This is a genomic window from Niallia sp. HCP3S3_B10 (assembly GCF_052064465.1).
Lineage (GTDB): Bacteria > Bacillota > Bacilli > Bacillales > Cytobacillaceae > Niallia > Niallia hominis.
Genome location: NZ_JBQHVO010000009.1, coordinates 64,620 through 83,150, shown reverse-complemented (window position 1 = coordinate 83,150; position 18,531 = coordinate 64,620). Strand labels below are relative to the sequence as shown.

At 31.8% G+C, this 18,531-nt stretch carries 20 protein-coding genes and 3 pseudogenes; 9 read left to right on the top strand and 14 right to left on the bottom strand.

The genetic code is table 11. The annotated features are described in order from the left end of the window. Positions 1 to 383: 383 nt before the first annotated feature. The 3 genes from ACTNDN_RS06990 to ACTNDN_RS06980 form a co-directional block, all read right to left on the bottom strand. Complete coding sequence (locus ACTNDN_RS06990) at positions 384 to 530, bottom strand: hypothetical protein (RefSeq protein ID WP_441130984.1); 147 nt, start codon at positions 528 to 530, stop codon at positions 384 to 386. A gap of 357 nt (positions 531 to 887) precedes the next feature. Continuing rightward, a complete protein-coding gene (locus tag ACTNDN_RS06985; protein ID WP_441130983.1) occupies positions 888 to 1,817 on the bottom strand; it encodes a hypothetical protein in 930 nt (309 codons plus the stop codon). Then, entirely contained in the window at positions 1,810 to 2,358 is a 549-nt protein-coding gene (locus tag ACTNDN_RS06980) for a sigma-70 family RNA polymerase sigma factor (protein ID WP_441130982.1), read from the bottom strand. The genes ACTNDN_RS06985 and ACTNDN_RS06980 overlap by 8 nt, the downstream gene beginning before the upstream one ends. A gap of 393 nt (positions 2,359 to 2,751) precedes the next feature. On the opposite strand from ACTNDN_RS06980, the pseudogene ACTNDN_RS06975 reads away from it, so the two are divergent. Next, a pseudogene (locus ACTNDN_RS06975) lies at positions 2,752 to 3,730 on the top strand (transposase). Positions 3,731 to 3,945: 215 nt separating this feature from the next. Here ACTNDN_RS06975 and ACTNDN_RS06970 read toward each other — a convergent pair. From ACTNDN_RS06970 to ACTNDN_RS06940, 7 genes are all read right to left on the bottom strand, one after another. Then, positions 3,946 to 4,482, bottom strand: a complete 537-nt coding sequence (locus ACTNDN_RS06970; RefSeq protein ID WP_441130981.1) for a hypothetical protein — start codon at positions 4,480 to 4,482, stop codon at positions 3,946 to 3,948. Positions 4,483 to 4,770: 288 nt separating this feature from the next. Beyond that, a complete protein-coding gene (locus ACTNDN_RS06965; RefSeq protein ID WP_441130997.1) occupies positions 4,771 to 4,929 on the bottom strand; it encodes a hypothetical protein in 159 nt (52 codons plus the stop codon). A 37-nt stretch (positions 4,930 to 4,966) separates the two neighbouring features. After that, positions 4,967 to 5,146, bottom strand: coding sequence for a hypothetical protein (locus ACTNDN_RS06960; protein WP_441130980.1), 180 nt, complete (start codon positions 5,144 to 5,146; stop codon positions 4,967 to 4,969). 71 nt (positions 5,147 to 5,217) lie between these two features. Beyond that, positions 5,218 to 5,913 carry a hypothetical protein gene (locus ACTNDN_RS06955; RefSeq protein ID WP_441130979.1) on the bottom strand — a complete coding sequence of 232 codons (696 nt, stop codon included), beginning with the start codon at positions 5,911 to 5,913 and terminating at the stop codon, positions 5,218 to 5,220. A 23-nt stretch (positions 5,914 to 5,936) separates the two neighbouring features. Then, positions 5,937 to 6,158 (bottom strand): hypothetical protein, encoded by a 222-nt coding sequence (locus ACTNDN_RS06950; RefSeq protein ID WP_441130978.1) that lies wholly within the window; start codon positions 6,156 to 6,158, stop codon positions 5,937 to 5,939. A 115-nt stretch (positions 6,159 to 6,273) separates the two neighbouring features. After that, positions 6,274 to 6,414 (bottom strand): hypothetical protein, encoded by a 141-nt coding sequence (locus ACTNDN_RS06945; RefSeq protein ID WP_441130977.1) that lies wholly within the window; start codon positions 6,412 to 6,414, stop codon positions 6,274 to 6,276. A gap of 411 nt (positions 6,415 to 6,825) precedes the next feature. After that, the gene (locus ACTNDN_RS06940; protein ID WP_441130976.1) at positions 6,826 to 7,233 is read right to left on the bottom strand and encodes a transcriptional regulator; all 408 of its coding nucleotides are present in this window, start codon (positions 7,231 to 7,233) and stop codon (positions 6,826 to 6,828) included. Between the two features lie 636 nt (positions 7,234 to 7,869). On the opposite strand from ACTNDN_RS06940, the pseudogene ACTNDN_RS06935 reads away from it, so the two are divergent. From ACTNDN_RS06935 to ACTNDN_RS06925, 3 genes and pseudogenes are all read left to right on the top strand, one after another. Further along, positions 7,870 to 8,560, top strand: a pseudogene (locus ACTNDN_RS06935) (transposase); the annotation flags it as partial. A 105-nt stretch (positions 8,561 to 8,665) separates the two neighbouring features. After that, a protein-coding gene (locus ACTNDN_RS06930; protein ID WP_441130975.1) for an IS3 family transposase occupies positions 8,666 to 10,224 on the top strand; the annotation gives its coding sequence in 2 pieces (ribosomal slippage) (positions 8,666 to 9,305 and positions 9,305 to 10,224; 1,560 coding nt in all). Between the two features lie 39 nt (positions 10,225 to 10,263). Continuing rightward, positions 10,264 to 10,671, top strand: a pseudogene (locus ACTNDN_RS06925) (transposase); the annotation flags it as partial. 319 nt (positions 10,672 to 10,990) lie between these two features. Here ACTNDN_RS06925 and ACTNDN_RS06920 read toward each other — a convergent pair. The 4 genes from ACTNDN_RS06920 to ACTNDN_RS06905 all read right to left on the bottom strand — a co-directional run bounded on the left by ACTNDN_RS06920 (position 10,991) and on the right by ACTNDN_RS06905 (position 14,326). Continuing rightward, positions 10,991 to 12,250 carry a DUF3854 domain-containing protein gene (locus ACTNDN_RS06920; protein ID WP_441130974.1) on the bottom strand — a complete coding sequence of 420 codons (1,260 nt, stop codon included), beginning with the start codon at positions 12,248 to 12,250 and terminating at the stop codon, positions 10,991 to 10,993. Between the two features lie 24 nt (positions 12,251 to 12,274). Next, positions 12,275 to 12,568 (bottom strand): DUF4258 domain-containing protein, encoded by a 294-nt coding sequence (locus tag ACTNDN_RS06915; RefSeq protein WP_441130973.1) that lies wholly within the window; start codon positions 12,566 to 12,568, stop codon positions 12,275 to 12,277. A gap of 191 nt (positions 12,569 to 12,759) precedes the next feature. Next, positions 12,760 to 14,115, bottom strand: a complete 1,356-nt coding sequence (locus ACTNDN_RS06910) for a hypothetical protein (RefSeq protein ID WP_441130972.1) — start codon at positions 14,113 to 14,115, stop codon at positions 12,760 to 12,762. After that, the gene (locus ACTNDN_RS06905; RefSeq protein ID WP_441130971.1) at positions 14,087 to 14,326 is read right to left on the bottom strand and encodes a helix-turn-helix domain-containing protein; all 240 of its coding nucleotides are present in this window, start codon (positions 14,324 to 14,326) and stop codon (positions 14,087 to 14,089) included. The genes ACTNDN_RS06910 and ACTNDN_RS06905 overlap by 29 nt, the downstream gene beginning before the upstream one ends. 364 nt (positions 14,327 to 14,690) lie before the next feature. On the opposite strand from ACTNDN_RS06905, the gene ACTNDN_RS06900 reads away from it, so the two are divergent. From ACTNDN_RS06900 to ACTNDN_RS06880, 5 genes are read left to right on the top strand one after another with little or no spacing between them, the layout of a single operon-like run. Then, the gene (locus ACTNDN_RS06900) at positions 14,691 to 15,674 is read left to right on the top strand and encodes a Rad52/Rad22 family DNA repair protein (protein ID WP_441130970.1); all 984 of its coding nucleotides are present in this window, start codon (positions 14,691 to 14,693) and stop codon (positions 15,672 to 15,674) included. Between the two features lie 56 nt (positions 15,675 to 15,730). Further along, on the top strand, positions 15,731 to 16,870 hold the full coding sequence (gene dnaN, locus ACTNDN_RS06895; protein WP_441130969.1) for a DNA polymerase III subunit beta: 1,140 nt from the start codon (positions 15,731 to 15,733) through the stop codon (positions 16,868 to 16,870). Positions 16,871 to 16,924: 54 nt separating this feature from the next. After that, positions 16,925 to 17,269, top strand: coding sequence for a hypothetical protein (locus tag ACTNDN_RS06890; RefSeq protein WP_441130968.1), 345 nt, complete (start codon positions 16,925 to 16,927; stop codon positions 17,267 to 17,269). 14 nt (positions 17,270 to 17,283) lie between these two features. Beyond that, positions 17,284 to 17,838: a hypothetical protein gene (locus ACTNDN_RS06885; protein ID WP_441130967.1), complete on the top strand. Its 555-nt coding sequence runs from the start codon at positions 17,284 to 17,286 to the stop codon at positions 17,836 to 17,838. Next, a complete protein-coding gene (locus ACTNDN_RS06880) occupies positions 17,816 to 18,529 on the top strand; it encodes a hypothetical protein (protein ID WP_441130966.1) in 714 nt (237 codons plus the stop codon). The genes ACTNDN_RS06885 and ACTNDN_RS06880 overlap by 23 nt, the downstream gene beginning before the upstream one ends. Positions 18,530 to 18,531 lie beyond the last annotated feature (2 nt).

Here is an 18,531-nt window from a genome sequence, read left to right as displayed (position 1 = left end):
TAAATGAAATGGAAAAATAAAAGATGCAATTTAGTCCATTAAAGTCTATTTAAATAAAAAATATTATTATCAATTTTAATCTATATATGACATACTATTTCCCTTAATATCTTGGAAGAAAAGTTATATCTTCTTGTCCATCTAAATCTAACGTTCTTTACTACTAAAATTTCCAGTTACCAAACAACCTTATACTCAACAGTATCTCCATATCCCTACTAAAGTGCTACCCTTGTAAGCAACTTTACCTATTTTTTCTATCATTTTTAAAAGGTTATCTAAATAATAACTAATCTGCTCTCTAAATTAATAGGTGTGAGCTAGTTACCCCTTACCTCTCCTAGAGATTAACGAAAAGCTAAAATAGTTGAACATTTTAGCTTTTAATCTGTCATATACTCTGTAACAAATTCATACCATCTTTCTTTGGTTGACCCATAAACCGATATATAATAAGCAAACCATTCATGCGTTTTTTCAGTATATTTTTTTCTCTCATTCTCTGCCTTTACTTCTTTCTGTTCAATCAATTTAATTTGTTCCGTTTTATATCCTTCATTGTCTCAAGAGGTGAGGTTACTCTTTTTTTAGTAAATCATAAATTTTATTTAATGCAATGTCATACTTTTTATCTGGTAAGGAATCAAGTTCTCTTTGGATGTCATCTAATCTTTCTAAAAACTCTTTTCTACTTCCTTCTATCTCGGTTGGAAAGGCATTAAGTTTTTTTTGATATTATCAAAAACTTCGTCCCATTCTTCAGGATTTTTTTATTTACGTCAACAATCATTTTTTCTGAAGATTCTTTGGATATCACTATTGAACTTATAGTATCTCATCCATATTCTTTTCACTTATATTACATATTCCCCCTATAATTTCTTGTATTATTTATCTACTAACAGTTGATCAACCATAACATCCAGTTTATTCAGTAATATTGTTCTCTTTTCATTTTCTTTTTCTTTCTCAATTTGATTAGATATTTCTGCGATTTTCTCTAACTGTTCTTTGACAGAAGCTCTTTCATCTAACGCTGCAAAATGCTTAGCATATGCTTTAGTATACCGACCTAAATCCATTTCGTAATCTTCACGTTCACGAAATGGTTCATATGAATCTGTATGAATATCTTTTTTTAAACTATTTAACCAACTATCTAAGTTGTTATATTCAGACTTTTCTATAATATTATTTCTTTCATCTATAATTCCATTAGATTCTGCAATCACTATCAATTGGTTAACTACTCTTTCTAGTTCAAAAATATTGTCCAATCTTTTTTCATCATTATCTTCCTTTTGTTGTAGATTTTTACCTAGTGAACCTATTTCCATCAATTTATCTGAAATCTTTTCCTCTTTCAGTTTTGATGTAAATTCAGCTGAAATATATTCAGCAAATTCTCCCACTTCCATTGCAGTATCCTCTCCAACCGGATAATTACTAGACGCATCACCTAGCTTAAGGTTAAGTTCATATAAAAAACTTGCTAAATTCGAAGAAGTTATACTGTTTTGTTCTTCATCTTTACTAGTTGTTTTGCCTTCATATTCCTCTTGATTGTTAATCAAACCCAGTTCATTTTGCTGATTTTCTGTATTTTCTATTTGCTTATATACAAAACTACCAATTAATAGAGTAAAACAAGCAATAGCAGCAATTGATAATACAGGTGCAAAAGAAAAATGTTTGTTTGAGCCTTTATGATTAATAACAGTTTGATACAGTTTATCCTTTTCAGCAATACTCATTTTCCCATGCTTTAGAACAGTACTATTCAAACTCTTTCTTAAAAACTTCAAATCTTCACGCATTCCCATTACCCCTTTCTACATTTTTTTGAAGCAATTGTTTTCCTCGTCTTAACCTAGTTTTAATAGTATCAACATTCAAATTTGTTAAAGTTTGTATTTCTTTCATTTTTAACTCTTCATAATAAAACATTATAATGATTTCTCGATACTTAGTCGGCAGAGCTAATACCTTTTTTGATAATTCTATGTCTTCAAACTTACTTATTACTTGTTCTTCCATAGAAAGTTCTTCCGTTTTTTCAAACTTTTCTCTCATAAAATCTGTAGGGATAAACGATCGATACCATTTACTTTTCAAATAATCTATACATTTATTTCTAGTAATCTTATAAAGCCATGTTTTATATGTACTATCCCCTCTGAAATCTTCCATTTTTTCATAACACTTTATAAAAACATCTTGTGTAATATCCTCTGCAGTTGACCAGTTTTGCACATATGTAAATGCTAACATTTTAATACTTTCTGCATAGAGATCAATAAGTTCTCTTAATATATCTTCGCGTTGCTTGGAATGGAATTCCTCTTTGCTTAATATCATGATGCAATAAAGCACCTCCTTCCGGTTGGTTTATCTATTGACGGCTCAAAATAAGAAAATGTTTCATTTTCTTCAAAAATAAAACACAAATTAAATTAGACACCTTTTTTCTTCTTTGTCTGATATCATTATACTTTTTAATTGAGAAAAATAATTACAAACCATCCTGAAAAATCCAATAATAGTTCCCCTTTTAAATAATTTAATTACCTTCCTGTTTAAACAAATGAATTTTTTAATTAACTGAATCAATTTCATAAATTTAACACTTAGAGCCTCAAGGTCTCAGATACACAAAAAAAGGAGTACCTCCCCAAAATGTCGAATTTAGTAAGCACCACACAAACTAATAAGACTGGAGAAAGACTTCCTATGACTATCATACGATAAGGAATCCTATTTGATCTACAAGAATTATATCATTTAGAACCTACCCAACGGTTTGAAACTGTTTTTTCTACCATTGACATGGAACCGATCTTCTCTGTGGTAACGAAAAAATCGCGTTTTGTAAGGCTGGTTGAGTGAAACAGTTTCAACATGACATGTCTCGACTGTGGGTTTTTAGTTTCAGACTCTATCCCCTCTGAAGTAGCTTATTCTAAAATGATTTATTATTCTTTGTGAATTCCGATGTTCTGAAATTGTGCAAGGAATACTGCGCCATCAAGCCATTTCAGAAGGCTTTGTGGAGGATGACACGGTTTCCATTGATGCCACTCATGTACTAGCCAAAGATGCAGCACCTCCAAAGGAAGAACAGCTAAAAGCGGAACAGGAAGACAACCTTCCACTTTATGACAATAAAATAGAAGAAAATGTTTTTTGGTATGGCTATAAAGCTTATTTAGCTGTAGGGAAAAGGAGCCAGTATATCTTTCACTCTCTTCTATCCTCCGCTAATTTAAATGATGGAAAAGCTACAATCCCTTTATTAAAAGGACTTCACGAACACGTTTAGTTTCCTTCCATACGTTATCAAATAATGGATGCAGGCTATGATTTTGAAGCGATTTATACCCAAATTAATCGAATGGGGCAGCAATCTGTGATTGCTTATAATAAGCGGAATGATGAACCCGAACCTATTGGATTTGATAAGCACTTCGCCCCTACATGTGTCCGAGAGTATATAAAGTAAAAATTACAACCAATCTTAGAAGATACACCGCACCAGCTCGTGGGTAAAAACTTGGAAAACCATCTTTAAACGACGTACAGCGGTAGAGTAGAAATACCTATCTTAAAGGTTATTTCCAGCTCAATAATGTTGGTTATCGTACTGGGAAAAGAGCGAATGTCCATTTTGATCTCGTGACGCTTGGTTACAATGCTTCCAAGCTAGGCGGGAGATAGAATTAACGTCAGTTAAGTAAGAAAAAAGCAGCTAAAAAATTTTACAGGAGATAAAATTCTGTAAGTCTGTGTTTCTTTAAAAGCTGGAATTATGAAATTATCTCAACTATATAAAAAGACATAATGAAAAGGCATGAGTCCAGTTTAATGTCGAACCCATGCCACAGTAATTAACAATTATTACAAATAGTTTATATTAAAAATTGTATTTTCGGTAAAAATTTAAATACATTATACCCATAGACCATCAATAGTAACAGTGTTGTACATTGTTTTACCAATTTCAAGGTCTGTATCGCACCAACCATTTGTTACTGGTACAAACTTCGAAGAATTTGCATGAATATATCCCTTAATACTTAATCTGTAGAATTTTTTTTCTCCACCACTAGACTCTCCATCTGTTACAATGTAACCTCCTGGTTGTACGGCTGCAACTACGTTTTCTCCTGAGAAAATGCGAGATTGGCGATGTAAAACTTTAAATTTATACCCTTGAGAAATCTTTCCATATGCGTATGATGAAGCGTAAGCTTTCACCATTGAATTGGAAGGCATAACATATTCCTCATCAGTATAACCATTTTTCCAACCATTTGGGGTATATAAAGAGATAGGTCTAGAGCCACCTCCAGTTTGTCCAGTCTCTACATATAATTCATTGGGCATAATTGTTCCAATCTGTTTTGATTTAACAAATGCCTCTTGGTAAATTGGAATAGATTTTCCTGATCTATTAATAAAAATTTTGATTGTTGTGAGTGCCATACTAATTTTCCTCCTAATATTAGGACTTAGAATCCTATTAAGTTTGTTTTAATGTACTTTTTTATAAAAGATGTAAATCCTTTCTAATAACAACTCTCTGAAAAACTTTTAAAAAAATTCAAGTTATACATTTCTACTTTCTGTCCTTTTAAAGGAAACAGTAATAAATCTTAGAAAACTTTAATAATGATTAGGAAATACAATTCTATTATTCTAATTAATCATCTCCTTATTTACGTATTTAATCTTCATGAGGACTATATATATATAATAACTCAGGGGAAAGTTTTAAAAGTATTCATTAAGTAAGCTAAAAGTTTCAAAAATATTTATTTCTATTGTGAGTTTTACCTGTACAGGAGAGCCTATTAAAACCACATTCTGTTGCTGCTTAATGAAATCAAGGCTCATAAGAGCTTCTTTATCTATTTGTGCAGGAAATCTAATCCTCTCATTCCACTCATAACTACTTAGACTTTTAGAATCAAGAAATTTGGCATTTTTTAATTAGTCGCTGTACTTTAGCTTTTTCCCGTAAACTAAATTCCTCATTAAATATAGCCTCCAAAAATTGAGATGGTGATTCAAAAGGTATTGTTTTATAGATCTCAGCTACATAAGCAAGTCTTAAAGATTTACACATACTACGGATTGGATCACTCATGAATCATCCCTCCCATTTGAGGGTGCTAAGGAATCGTAAAGCGACCAATCAATCCCAAAGGGATTTTCATTCTAACCAGATATCAAATCATAAAATTCTTCATTTATTCTTTTCATATCATGAGTAACTAGTAAACTTACTAACTCTGTTAAGCGAGCTTTTCGAACGATTAAATCATCAACCATTAAATAATCGTTAATTCTTCCTGGTAAGTAGTTTTGATATCTTGAATAAGGGACAACTCTTGGTTTTCTAATCCAATCTTTAAAAACAGATAACCAAGGAATAGCCCATTTTTTATTCATGTACGGTCTAAAATCTTCTAATAGAATTTCACCATCAGGAGAAACAGCTTTGAATTTATCCCAAGACAAAATAAAATATATACTAGAGTAATTTGAAGCCTTTGGAATATGGATTAACACATTATCTAACTTGGACTCATTAAATTTATTTACCTTAGCTTCAATCTCTTTGAAGATAAGATAATCTTCTACTGGCAATGCTAGTAAATGTTTCATTTCCTCATTCCAAAGATCTTCAATCATTACTTCCTTTTCGTAGTGAAGCCTTTGTCTATCTTTTTCAAACTTAACACGAAGTGTTTCGGTCAACTCCTCATAAATAACTGGAGAGGTAGGGAAGAAATTATATCTAACATAACCAACTTTATTTTCTACGTTTCCTTTCTTGTGTCCACTACGCGGATTACTAACTTGGACTTCAAATCCATAATGATTTTGAAATTGAATGAATGCATCGGTCAATTTCACTTCTTCAAACTTTGACCTTACTTTCTTACGGCAAGCGTTAAATTATCAATTCTTATTTTCCTAGGAATACCTTTTGCTTGGTGAAACAGCAATTTAAGCCCTTGAAGAAAACACTCTTGGTGTTCTAAACGATCATGGCCTTTATCTTGGTGATCATTATGGCTATTTTCCCAATCAGATACAAAATAACAAACAGTTCTGTTATGAACCTTGAAATCCATGACTTTGAAGTTCTTCAAAAATTGCTTTCTTCATACGACGTGACTTTTTCTTTAACTTACTGTCCTCAAAGAGCCAATCGGAAACCATCTCGCCTAGTTACCTTCAGTCATCATTCCTTTCTTATGCTTTATTTTAGATTGGCAATTGTTCACCATCCCCATACTTCTTAGCTGTTCTCCAGTTAATACCAGGTGTTTTTTGGATCTTAGATATAGATAAACCCTTGTTGTTTCTCAAGTTTTTGATACAATGAATATCAGACATTGCTAGCATCCTTTCATATTCCTCCACTCTGTAAATGATTCGACACCATTACAGTAGAGGGACTTGGGGTGACTGGCAAGTCTTTTTTTATGCACTTATAAAATAAAGTGCAGGACCCTGCAATTTAACCTTTGCAAAGCTCTGCACTTTTATTTTGCAATAAACACCATGACTGATCTAGTAAATTGAAGCACGATGAATAGAAGAGTTTCAATTTACTTTTATCGGTATTAAAAAGTTTAAAATTAAGTTTTGTAGAAAAGTATAACTAATACAATGAGAGAGAGTTATAGGAAACAGTTTTCTGCTGTAAAGATACTTCTCTTACTTTACAGAGTCTCACCTATAGTGCATTTCTTAAAGCAAAGTAAAAACCACAAGCAATCTATCGCTTGCAGTTTCCTTGCTGAATTTAGTTCATTAATTAATATAAATAATACCTCCAAATCTAATTAATAATTTATCCATTATTTGATTACGAATAGGAAATATTGCTTTATCACTGTAACCTATTTCTAATGCACATTTATCAACGGACCATTTCTTAAAATATCTACATTCTACAAAACGTCTCTCAATATCTGATAATCCCTGTAACGCCTGTTCTATGGTATTAGTTAGTGTTTTCATTAAATTCAAATCTGAATGTAGTATATGTTTAGAAGGGATATCTTTAAAATAATTGGATGTTGAGGTTGGACTTACCATTGTTAATTGGCTTTCAAGGTTTTTAATTGCAACTAGATAGCTTTGATAAGCTTTTAGATGTTTTTCAATATTTTTTATATATTTTGTTCGTTCCTGTTTACTAATAGTAGACGCAATCACATGTTTTCTCCTCTTTCTCATTTTTTTTAAAGATACAAGGAAGAATATTTTTAAAACAGTCTATTGCTCCCTTTTTTCTTTCTCTCTCTCCTTTTTTTATCTAAAGAATTGGAAATGTAAAGTGATATGAGAAGATTTCTTTTTAATATAATTTTGTTGAATTCTTGGTTGAAGCATAGATAAAGAGGAATGTTATAGATAATTCCCACTAATTCTTACTGTTTTGATTCGGTCAGAAAATATTAGGGATAGTATCCTACTTATAGGAGCTTGGCACTCTACACGTAAACTTAGAACTATTACAGCTGAATTAATAAAGCTTATCTGCAAAAGATAATATTACAACAGATGCGAAAAAGGATTATTAAAATTACCTAATTTAATCACAGCTTTATGATGGAGAACGACATTTTAAATCCCGCTGCACTGATCAATGGGGCAAATAGTAGTATCGAATGGTTTTACAACGCAAATGGGGCTAAACGATACCTATTAAAATGTTAATCGTTTCGATTTAGTGCCAACAACCAGGAAAACTGGCTGGTCAACTGTTTATGGATTAATGAAAGCTACGGAAACTGGATTGCCAGCCTTAAATCATCCACAATAAAGTTATTTTACTTATAAGTTTAAAAAATCGATGGAACAAAAGTGGAAGCAAACGATAATAAATTCACATTTATATGGAAGAAAGCCGTAGAAAAAATATCATGAAAACGTGGTAGGAAAGTCTAACCATTTATACAAGGAACTACTTGAAAATCAAATTATCCCTGAAATAAAAAGAGAAAATGAAGAGCAGCTATCCATGGAGGAATTAACACAAATCGTTGAAAATTTAGAGGAAGTAGTTGATGAGTATACGCAAAAGGTTGACAACTCGAACGATGTTAACGAGCGAAACAACTTCGGAGTGAAAGAAAATCACCGAAACAAATGGTAAACAAATATATATGTGGATTACGGGTAAACAGAAGTATGAAAAGGATTTTAGATTATCGATGCACGCAATAGTTATTCAAAAACGGATCAAGAAACAACCTTTATGCGAATGAAAAATGGACAACTAAAAGCCGGATATAATGTTCAAATAGCGACAGAGGGTCAATTTGCACTAGTTTAGGGAGTTTTCCCTAACCCAACGGATACGAAAACACTTATCCCATTCCTAGATTAGATTGAATAAAAGTTTTTTTAACCTAAATATTTATTCGCAGATGTTGGTTATGGAAGTGAACAAAATTACGATGATATTTTAACCAACAGGGAAAGTACTTCCCTCATCACCTATAATCATTACTTAAACGAACAAAAGAAAAAGTTCAAAGCAGACTCTTTGGGTATATGATGAAGGAAGAGAAACGTGATATGCTCCCCTTTAGGTAGACAGATTAAAAAATAAAAATCTGGTTACTTGTAGGGGAGTATTTTTATGCCTAGAAAATCTTATTCTGTAGAAGAGAAATATCAAATAGTGAAAGCTTTAGGGGAAGTAAATTCGTCACTCCAAGTTTCATCGATTTATAAGGTGCACTTTTCTACCGTTTTGGAATGGAAATATAAATTTGATACATTCGGTTTAGAAGGACTAAAAGAGACTTCTTCCTGGAAAAAGTATTCTAAAGAACTAAAGTTATCCGCTATTCAAGATTATACCTCTGGAAATTACTCGATTCGTGAAATTACGAGAATGTATGAAATATCAGATCCATCTGTCCTTAGAGGGTGGATTAAGAAGTATAATAGTCATAGTGAAATAAAAGATACGTCACAAAGAAGGACGAGCTCTATGACTAAGGGAAGAAAAACGACTTGGGAAGAACGAATACAAATTGTGCTAGATTGTTTAGGAAACAAAAAAGACTATCAAGAAGCAGCTAATACTCATCAGGTTTCTTATCAACAAATCTATCAATGGGTTAAGAAGTATGAAGATGGCGGAGTAGATGCATTGAAAGATAGGCGTGGTTCTACGAAAGAGGAATCCGAGCTAACTCCAGAGGAGAAAATGACTCTTCAAATGAAAAAGTTAGAAAGAGAAAATGAGCGATTACGTGCAGAAAACTTATTTTTAAAAAAGTTAGAGGAGATCGAAAGGAGGCAAAAATAAGTCAAATCCAATCGGAGGATAAGTATATCGCTATTCAAGAGATCCATCAGGAAGAGAATATAAGCATTCGTTTACTGAGTGAAATAGCGGGAATTGCACGATCCGCCTATTATAAGTGGCTTCATCGCGTTCCTTCTTCTCAAGAGCTATTGAATGAGAAAATCATGAAAGAGATGAAAATTCTCCATGAAAAAGTGGAGGGCATCTTCGGTTACCGCCAAATGACCCTTCACATGAATAGACAGTTTAAAGAAAGATTGAATCATAAAAGAATTTATCGACTAATGAAAGTGGTTGGCTTACGCTCGGTCATTCGTATCAAGAAAAAACGTTATAAACGCTCCGTTCCCCAACAAGTGGCAGAGAATATCTTAAATCGGGAATTTACCGCAACAAAACCAAATGAAAAGTGGGTGACGGATGTGACAGAATTTAAGTATGGTTCATCAAAGAAGGCATATTTAAGTGCCATTCGGGATCTTTATGATGGATCCATTGTTAGCTATGTTTTAGGACATTCGAATAATAATGAACTTGTATTCCAAACGCTTGATCAAGCAACCGTACTTTTATTGGAGGAAGAACATCCAATGATCCATAGTGATCGAGGGTATCAGTATACTTCAAAAGGTTTTAAGCTTAAAGTAGACGAGGCAGAGATAACACACAGTATGTCACGAGTTGGAAAGTGTATTGATAATGGTCCAATGGAGTCTTTTTGGGGGACACTGAAATGCGAAAAGTATTATTTACACAAATATAAGACCTTTGAGGAACTTTCTCTTGCGATAGATGACTATATCCAATTTTATAATAACAATAGATATCAAAAACGATTAAACGGCCTTAGCCCTATGGAATATAGAGTTAAAGCCGCTTAGATCTTTTTTATTATTTCCACTGTCTACTTGACAGGGGGCAGTTCAACGTTCCTTTGTCCGAATGGGAAAGAGCTTACGTACCAATAGCATTCAACCCGTAAGGATAGATTAGGATTCAAACTTCAATTCAAAATTTATGAATGGGAAGACTGTACCCTTGCCCACTTCGTTCTTTATGTACCAAAGAGAAAGAAGGTACGAATCTCAAGCTCATGGTCAATAAGAAATGGGAAAAACAAAAAGAATACATAAAAACGAAGCTTTCGGAAGAAGAACCGCTAAAATTTACTGTCAACGTAAGATTGATGTGGAGACATTTTTTGGATTCTTAAAGTCTAATTTAGGTTTCACCTATTTTCTGTTTGTGGGAAATCTAAAGTCGAAAACGAAATTGGCCTCGCATTAATAATTGTCGTAAATATACGAGAATATGCGGCAGGGGGGTGAAACCATGCCTACATATCTCTAAAATAATTGAAAAAAGGTGAAGTCACCGATGCGACTTCACCTTTTTTCAATTATAGAGACCTTTTGTCCAAGCCTCATTCCGAATAATTAAGAAAAATTACTTAATTATTATTATTCATTGTTTTTTGGAATCATATATATTAAAATTCCTTTATAATCTATATTTTTTCCAACTTACTCGGAAAAAACATTTCACAGAATTTACTTTAAATCTTAATACATCAACATTTTATAACATTCATACAACTCTATTTACGATCAATTCCGAAAATATTTCGGGGAATTATGAGTTATCACATTAATAGATCCTTTTAATGTTAGGGATTTTATCTTTCAGCATTAAATCATCAATACCCTTACCATCCGATTCTTTCCAGACAATTAAATTTGCATGGAAGTTTTGTTTTTTTAATTCTTTTGCACATTCTAATAAGTGTTTTTTTACATAGACATTTTCAATAGCATCTGCATCGAAACATATATTTACGGTCTGTACCCCCATCTCTTTTAGTACTGGGATTGCTAACCTCCATGCTCCTGCACCAGGAAGATTAATGAAAGTATCTCCAAGTTGATCTATCTCTAATGAATCATATAGATTTGCCATTAGATCAACTGCTATATCTCCTTTTAAAGCTCCTTCACCAAGCCATACAGTTTTAGCTTTATAAAGAGTACCAGGAACCCAATTTTTTAACTTTTTACTAGGAATTGATACGTGAATAGGTGCTGGGTTTCCAGAACCTGTCCCATTAGGTTTATTGGCAGAACTTAACCAGTAATATCTATTCCCTTTTTTAACTCTAATCCATCCCAATATCTCATTATTGTCTGTAATAGTACTCCAATCCTTTTGTAAAGGAACTTTACCTTGAAAAATTATATTCCCCTTATATTTTACTTCTACAACATTTGGCTGCTTGATTACTTTAGCTTGAAATTCTTTCCCATTAAGTTTAACTTCCACTATATTCGGTGGGTTATCAATTCTATATTGAAAACCTTCGATTTGATTATATTGGTTTCTGTAAGGAATAAGAATTCCTTTCATTCCAGCTATACTCCAATAACCATTTTGAAAATAGAATCCTGGTATTCCTTGAAAATCATTTATCCCTATATCATTGCTAATGGCTTTAACAATAGTCCAAGGCTTATCAGGGAATGATTTATAATTTCTGATAGTAATTTGTTCATCACTCAATTTCCGTTCATTCGAAGTTAAATGATTATAATGAAAATCATCTAAAACTAGATTATCCAAAAGCGTATGATAGATGGTATCTAATGTGATACTGTCCTTTTTAGGAAATCCTTTTACTTCTTCAGCCATTTCCTTTACATTCACTTTATTTCTATTATCTTCTTTTAATACATGCAAGTAACTAATTAACGCAGAGTTTTTTGAAAACTGAATATCGCTTTCAACTCGAATGCATACTACTTTGCTATTATCTTCATTGGTCATGCATGCTCCTGTTTTACCACAAATTGGACAAGGAGTACGATAATATTCATAAAAACCTTTAACTTTAGTTTTTCTATATAATGAATTCATAATTAGCCTCCTCTTTCGCTCTTATTAAATACAATATCTAAATCTACTTCTATCAATTGGTGGCATGGTTGTAACAATCTTAAACTGTTGATTTGAAACTTTTGCAATTACTACAACCACTGGATTATCGTCAGTATCTCTTCCAAGTACTGCAACTTTTGAAATGGATTGCCTTTCGACTATTTCTCCATTTAATATTGCGGTTACTATATCTCCTTTGGTATAACCTCTTTGCTCTAATCGCTGCATAGTATGAATGCTAATAATTATTCTTCCTTTTCGACTAAATAGTACTTTTTTTACTTCTTGTAATTTCATCTCCTTCACCTCCAAAAAAAAAGACTTTGGTATGTAGTTAAAGGACAGAAATACTCCTCAAAACTACGAACCAAAGTCCGCTAATATTAATTATTAAACCGCTTATCAAAAAGAAAGCAACAAAATACTAAAATATATACAATTTATGTATTTATCATAGCACTTTATTTAAGATCTATTCAACCTCTTCATTAGAAAAGTTTTTTGATAAGAGTTTTGAGAGGGAATTTTTTGGAATTTGAAATGGAATCCAATTGAAATCCAGCCTTAATAAGATGTTCATAATTCTCTTTTACTTTTTCCCTTACTTCATCAAATGAGATAAGAGGCTTCTTTTTATATTGTAATCGAATATATTCTTCTGTTAGATCAGGAATAGTCCCCATCAACGGGAGTTCAAGACTTGTCACCAATGAGTTAATCTTACTAAATGGAAAACTACGGTTATAGATTAACCTCATTGATATCCCGTGTTCTTCTCTTAATTGGTGAATATATTTTTTCCACATTAAAATATCTACAATTGAATTGTCTACCATTACCCAAAGTTCATCTATATTTTGAAGTACTTTTTCTGTTTCTTCTGTCATCTTCCCACTTGGCAAATCTGTTAAAATTACATCATGATATCGAAAAAATTGAAAATACACTTCTAAAAAGTCCTCATTCCAATTATAAATATAATCTTTTTCTCCAATAGGCAGCCATAATACACCTTTATATTGCCAATTTGTTTTATGATAATCTAATTCCATGAGTTCATGTTCTTCTAAATGAAATACTTCAATAAAAGAGCGGAAATTAACAGGCATAGGTTCATATCTGGACAAAACACTGGACAATTTTGGAGGTTGCATTGCTTCTATGACTGCAGTTTGTATTTTTTGTTCTTGAAGGTATATTGCAAAGTTTAAGATAAAACTCGATACGCCCATACGATGAAGTGGAGACCATACTGCAATAGTCTTGTTATGTGGGTACTGTTTCCCTTTATATACATATTGCTTTCTCATAGCTTCAATTTTGTTTGTACTAAAATGACTAATATTAATAGGGTATTCCGTTGATGGGAAATCATCGTCAATACTCACCGGTGGCGCGTTATTACAATCAACGGATTCAATGGAGTCTGTTATTTTATTTTCTTTACCCTCACCTCTAATTGTATGTAAAGTTTCCTGGTTCACTTGAACCGTCATATTGATTATATTCTCTGAAGCACTTTTATCTTTATCCAGATTAGTATTCGCTTTCCTAGGCCAAATGAATAGAGCCTTTCTGAGCGTATCTTCATTCTCAAAGAAATACTCGTTTTTGCCTTTTGATTTATTTTCATTTCTGTTACCCAAAATATAGATATCATCTACTTTAAGGGTCGAAAGGAACTGATTATGAAATTCATCCGAAGTAATAATTAACAAATTAAATAATTGGTTTTCTTCTGCATGGTTATCGAAGTTTGGATCATATAATACAATTTCTACATCATTTGATTGTATTGCTCCGATAATCTGTTCATCACTTATAGAGGTTAGAACCTTTTTCATAGATTAGTTGCTCCTGTTTTAAGTATTCATCAACTTTTTTTCGGAAATTAATTGGAATGGGAATTCTTCTACTTTCTACTTTTCTTAAATAGCTACTACTTACGCCAATTTCTTTTGCGAACTGAAACTGATTTAACCTTAAACGTTTCCTTAAAATTATTAGTCTCTCAACGTCATCTTCCAGACAAATTTGCTTTAAACTAGTCGGCATTTTTTCCCTTCTCTCCTAAAAAATAAAAAAACCGCTAATGTCCCCTTTTATAAGAGGATATTAGCGGTTATCGCTTTAACGTTTAGTATTAATATAAATAAAGTATAACATAGTGTTTAAAAAATATATAGAAATAGTTGTTACAGTTGTAGACAAAATGTATAATTTAAATATAACTTTTTTATAGTTTTTAATTTTTTTGCAATCCTTAAGGATTAGCGGTCGAATAAATAAACATACAGCCTTTGGGTTGATAGATTTAAAGAATAGCATTTTGCTATTCTTTCCCTATCTCTCCAAAGGCTTTTTTATGTTTATAGATGTAAAAGAGTTATAAATAATTAGCTAAGAAAGGGAGAGAAAAATGACGATGCAATCTACAGAAGAAGTAATTAACAAATTAAGACAACCATTCTCACAAAATGATATAGAATGGAAAGTTCAAACAAGTAACAAAGGTAACAACGGAGATTATGCTTTTGTAGTAGCCTATGTAAATAACAGAGCTATTCAGAATAGGCTAGATGAAGTATTTGGTATTGGTGGTTGGAAAAACTCATACGTAGAATTTTCTGGTGGAATAATTTGTGAACTTAGTTGTTATATTAATGGCCAATGGATTACCAAATCGGATGGTTCTGAACCTTCAAATATCGAAGCCTTTAAGGGTAGTTTATCGAATGCGATGAAGAGAGCTGCTGTACAGTTTGGTATTGGGCGCTATTTATACAAATTAGAGCCAATATATGTTCAAGTTTCAGAAACTAAAAGTAATAATTCTATCTACTTGAATGATAAAAAAAATAAAGTAGTGGGATATTTTGAACCACCACGTTTACCTGATTGGGCTTTACCTCCTAATGAGCAAAAACAAGAAAAAAACAAAGAAACAAATAGTACTAGTGATAATAACAATAAAAAAAGAGAAATTGATAAGAAGACTGGTAATAACAATTTCAATAGGAATTCTTATTTTATTTCTATTACAGAATTTATAAATAAAATCAAGCTTAAACCAAGAGCAGCAATGGAGTTATTTCACCATATAAATTCTGATACTAAATCTGATTGTGTTGAGATAAAAGATATTAAGGAAAAGGCTACTGACAAAGAGTTAATTAAATTCTACGATACCTTAAAACCCGTAAGTGACTTAGTTAAAATGAGTATTCATTATAAAATACCTATTGAAAATGTATTAAATTATGTGAGAATTTTAAAACCACAAGAGAAAATTGATAATCTTCATTCTTGTTTAATACGTTTGAACAGAGACGACATTAAAGAAATCAATGGATTTATTGAAGGTGATATAAAAAATAATATGTTTGAACATCAAACAGCGTAAACAAACACAAATATATTTTTGTGTTATTTTTTTAACCTTTTTTAGGAGGAATTTACATGGAATTTATTATTAATAAAGAGAGTTTATTAGAGGTGCTTTCAAAAGTAGAGAAATTAGTAAAAACTAAAACAACAAATCCAATACTACAAGGTTTTTATTTAGAAGTTAAGTCAGATAAGATAATCGTTATTGGATCTGATTTAAACACTACTATTCGTTATGAATTACCAGTTTTATTCGAAGATGAGTCAATACTTATTAATAAAGAAGGTAAGGTAGTTGTTCCCTATCAGTTATATGAAATTGCTAAGAAAGTTAAAACCGAATTAAGCATTTCGTTAGTTGATACGCAATTAGTAATAAAACATGGAAAGAAAAAAAAGAGTGAATTTAAACTATCAGTTTTTAAGGCAGAAGAATATCCTAAATTACCTAGATTTGATGGTATAGAGCCAACTCTGTCTATTAAAGGGACCGAATTTAATTCATTTATCAAAAAAACAGGGTATGCAGCTTCAAGTTCTGATGCTAGACCAGTTCTACAAGGAATTTGTTTCGAAACAACAGAAGAAAAGCTACGCATTGTCTGTACGGATTCTCACCGTTTAGGCGTAATTGACGTCACAGAATCTCATAAGGAATCCAAGAAGATTATTATCCCAGCAAAATCAATAATGGAAAGTTTGAAATCATTTGATTTAAGTGAGAAAGTTACAGTGTTTTGTGAAAATGATCGAATGCTTATTTTACAAAATAATAATCTCACTTTTTATTGCCGTCTATTAGAAGGAACTTATCCAGATGTAAGCCGCTTAATTCCAAAAGAGCATCTTGCTGAAATGAAAATAAGCAGAAAAGAATTTTTGGAAGGCTTTGAAATGATTAGTGGTTTGACTAATGCAGCAGATAATGAGACTAAAGGAATCGTTAAACTCCATGTAAATGGAGTTGCGACTTTATCAACATATCAAGCGCAAACTGGAAGCGGAAAAATTGAAATCGATTATGAAAGTTTAGAAGGTGAAGATAATTTTGATATTGCCTTTAATAATAATTATATGATCGATACATTAAAAGCAATGGAATCAGAGTATGTGACCTTTAAATACCAAGGTTCTTTGCGTCCATTTTTATTAACACCATGTGATTCTTCTAATGAAGAAATACAATTGATTCTTCCGGTGAGAAATAAATAACAAAATGTAAGAAGAAGAAAGGCTCTCCTTTCTTCTTTTTTCTATGGAGGATTTATGAAAATAAATATGAGGAAACTCTCACAGGAAATTAAAAATAAAAATACTATTGTTAAACCAAATTCATCGGAAGCTGGGATAGCCTACTTTATGGATATAGTAATTAGCCAATCTGAAACAAATAGTATTAATTTTAATTCGTTTACTTTAAATGAAGCAATTCTTGCCTTTAATGAATTTTATTTTTTACCGTCGGATGATTATATGGATGATTTTTCTGAAGAAGACCATGACAATATAAAAAATAATATGTGGTCCTCTTATTTGCAAACCCAAGAATTTTTTGTCCGTTGGAGTCAAGAAAGCAAAAAAATGTATTGTTATGAGGATGATTTTATTTAGAGAGGTGTAAAAAAATGACATCAATTTTGATGGATGCAGAGTCAAAGGCAAGTTATGAATATTCAATTTCTAACTTATTAATGTTAAAGATTCTACATGACGCTAATGTGGATGTAAGTGGATACGGCAATTATCGAGTAGAGGTAGGTTTTATGTCTAATCCTGGATACGATTTTTTAATGCGAGGTATGAATGATTTGGGTTTCGTTACAAAACACGCAACAATTTATACGGATGATCCAGAAGAAATCTCACTTGCTAAACAAATCGAGAGTGTAATTAACCCAAAAGCAGAATGGTATATAGTGTTGAATAGCTTTAAAGTGGAAAAAATACTACGTTCTAGTAGTCAAAAAGATGAGTATATAGCCTTTGTTAAGTCAACTTTGAATCACATTGATTTAGAATGTGAAGCATTTGTAGAGGAGTCTTTGGGTATTATAATTGGGTTCATTTTTGATGGATTTTATCATGAATTATTATCAGCTCTAATAGAGGTGGCTGATGAGACTAATAATATTTACGAAAAACTGGAGGAACAGCAAAATGGACATTATCTTTCGGCTTAGTGATGAACCACAGCACTTAAATGCACAAGTCGAAGTGTTACAAATCACTTCTGATTTCAATAATACTTTAGAGTCATTGGATCAAATGATTAAGTTAAATGGAAGAATGGTAGAGGGATTATATAACATTACCCTCCCTAATCTTTTTAGTATTCTTCAAGAAAGTATAGAGGATAACATAATTGATTCTCAAACTCCAATTCTTCCAAAAAATTGCGTGAAACATGTTTGGATTAATGAATTAGCAAAGCATCAACTAGTATATATAGAGGTACCAAAACAACAACTTGATATGCGGTATGGAAAAACTCTATTTAAACAGGTTGGACTTCCAAGACTAATCTTCTTATATGAAGTAATGGAGAAAAAAGTAACATTGAAAAACATTGTTGCTGTTAAAGGCTCCAAATTTTTGACAAAAGATACGGAAGTATTTCTTTTCCCCTTTTCACATGTATCTTTAGGCGGTCATGTCTGCATGGGAGGAAATACTTTTCCTGAAATAGATGACATCTATCAACTAAACAGTTTGCATTTATTATTTTTACAGGCACCTTTTGGAGAAGATTATGGAGCAAAAACAACTACTAATTTAAGTGTGGCAGCATTATTTGAAAAATATGAAAATAAACAATTTGATGATGAAATCTTATTACCACATTCGAAAATTCAAATTTTAGAGAATCTATAATA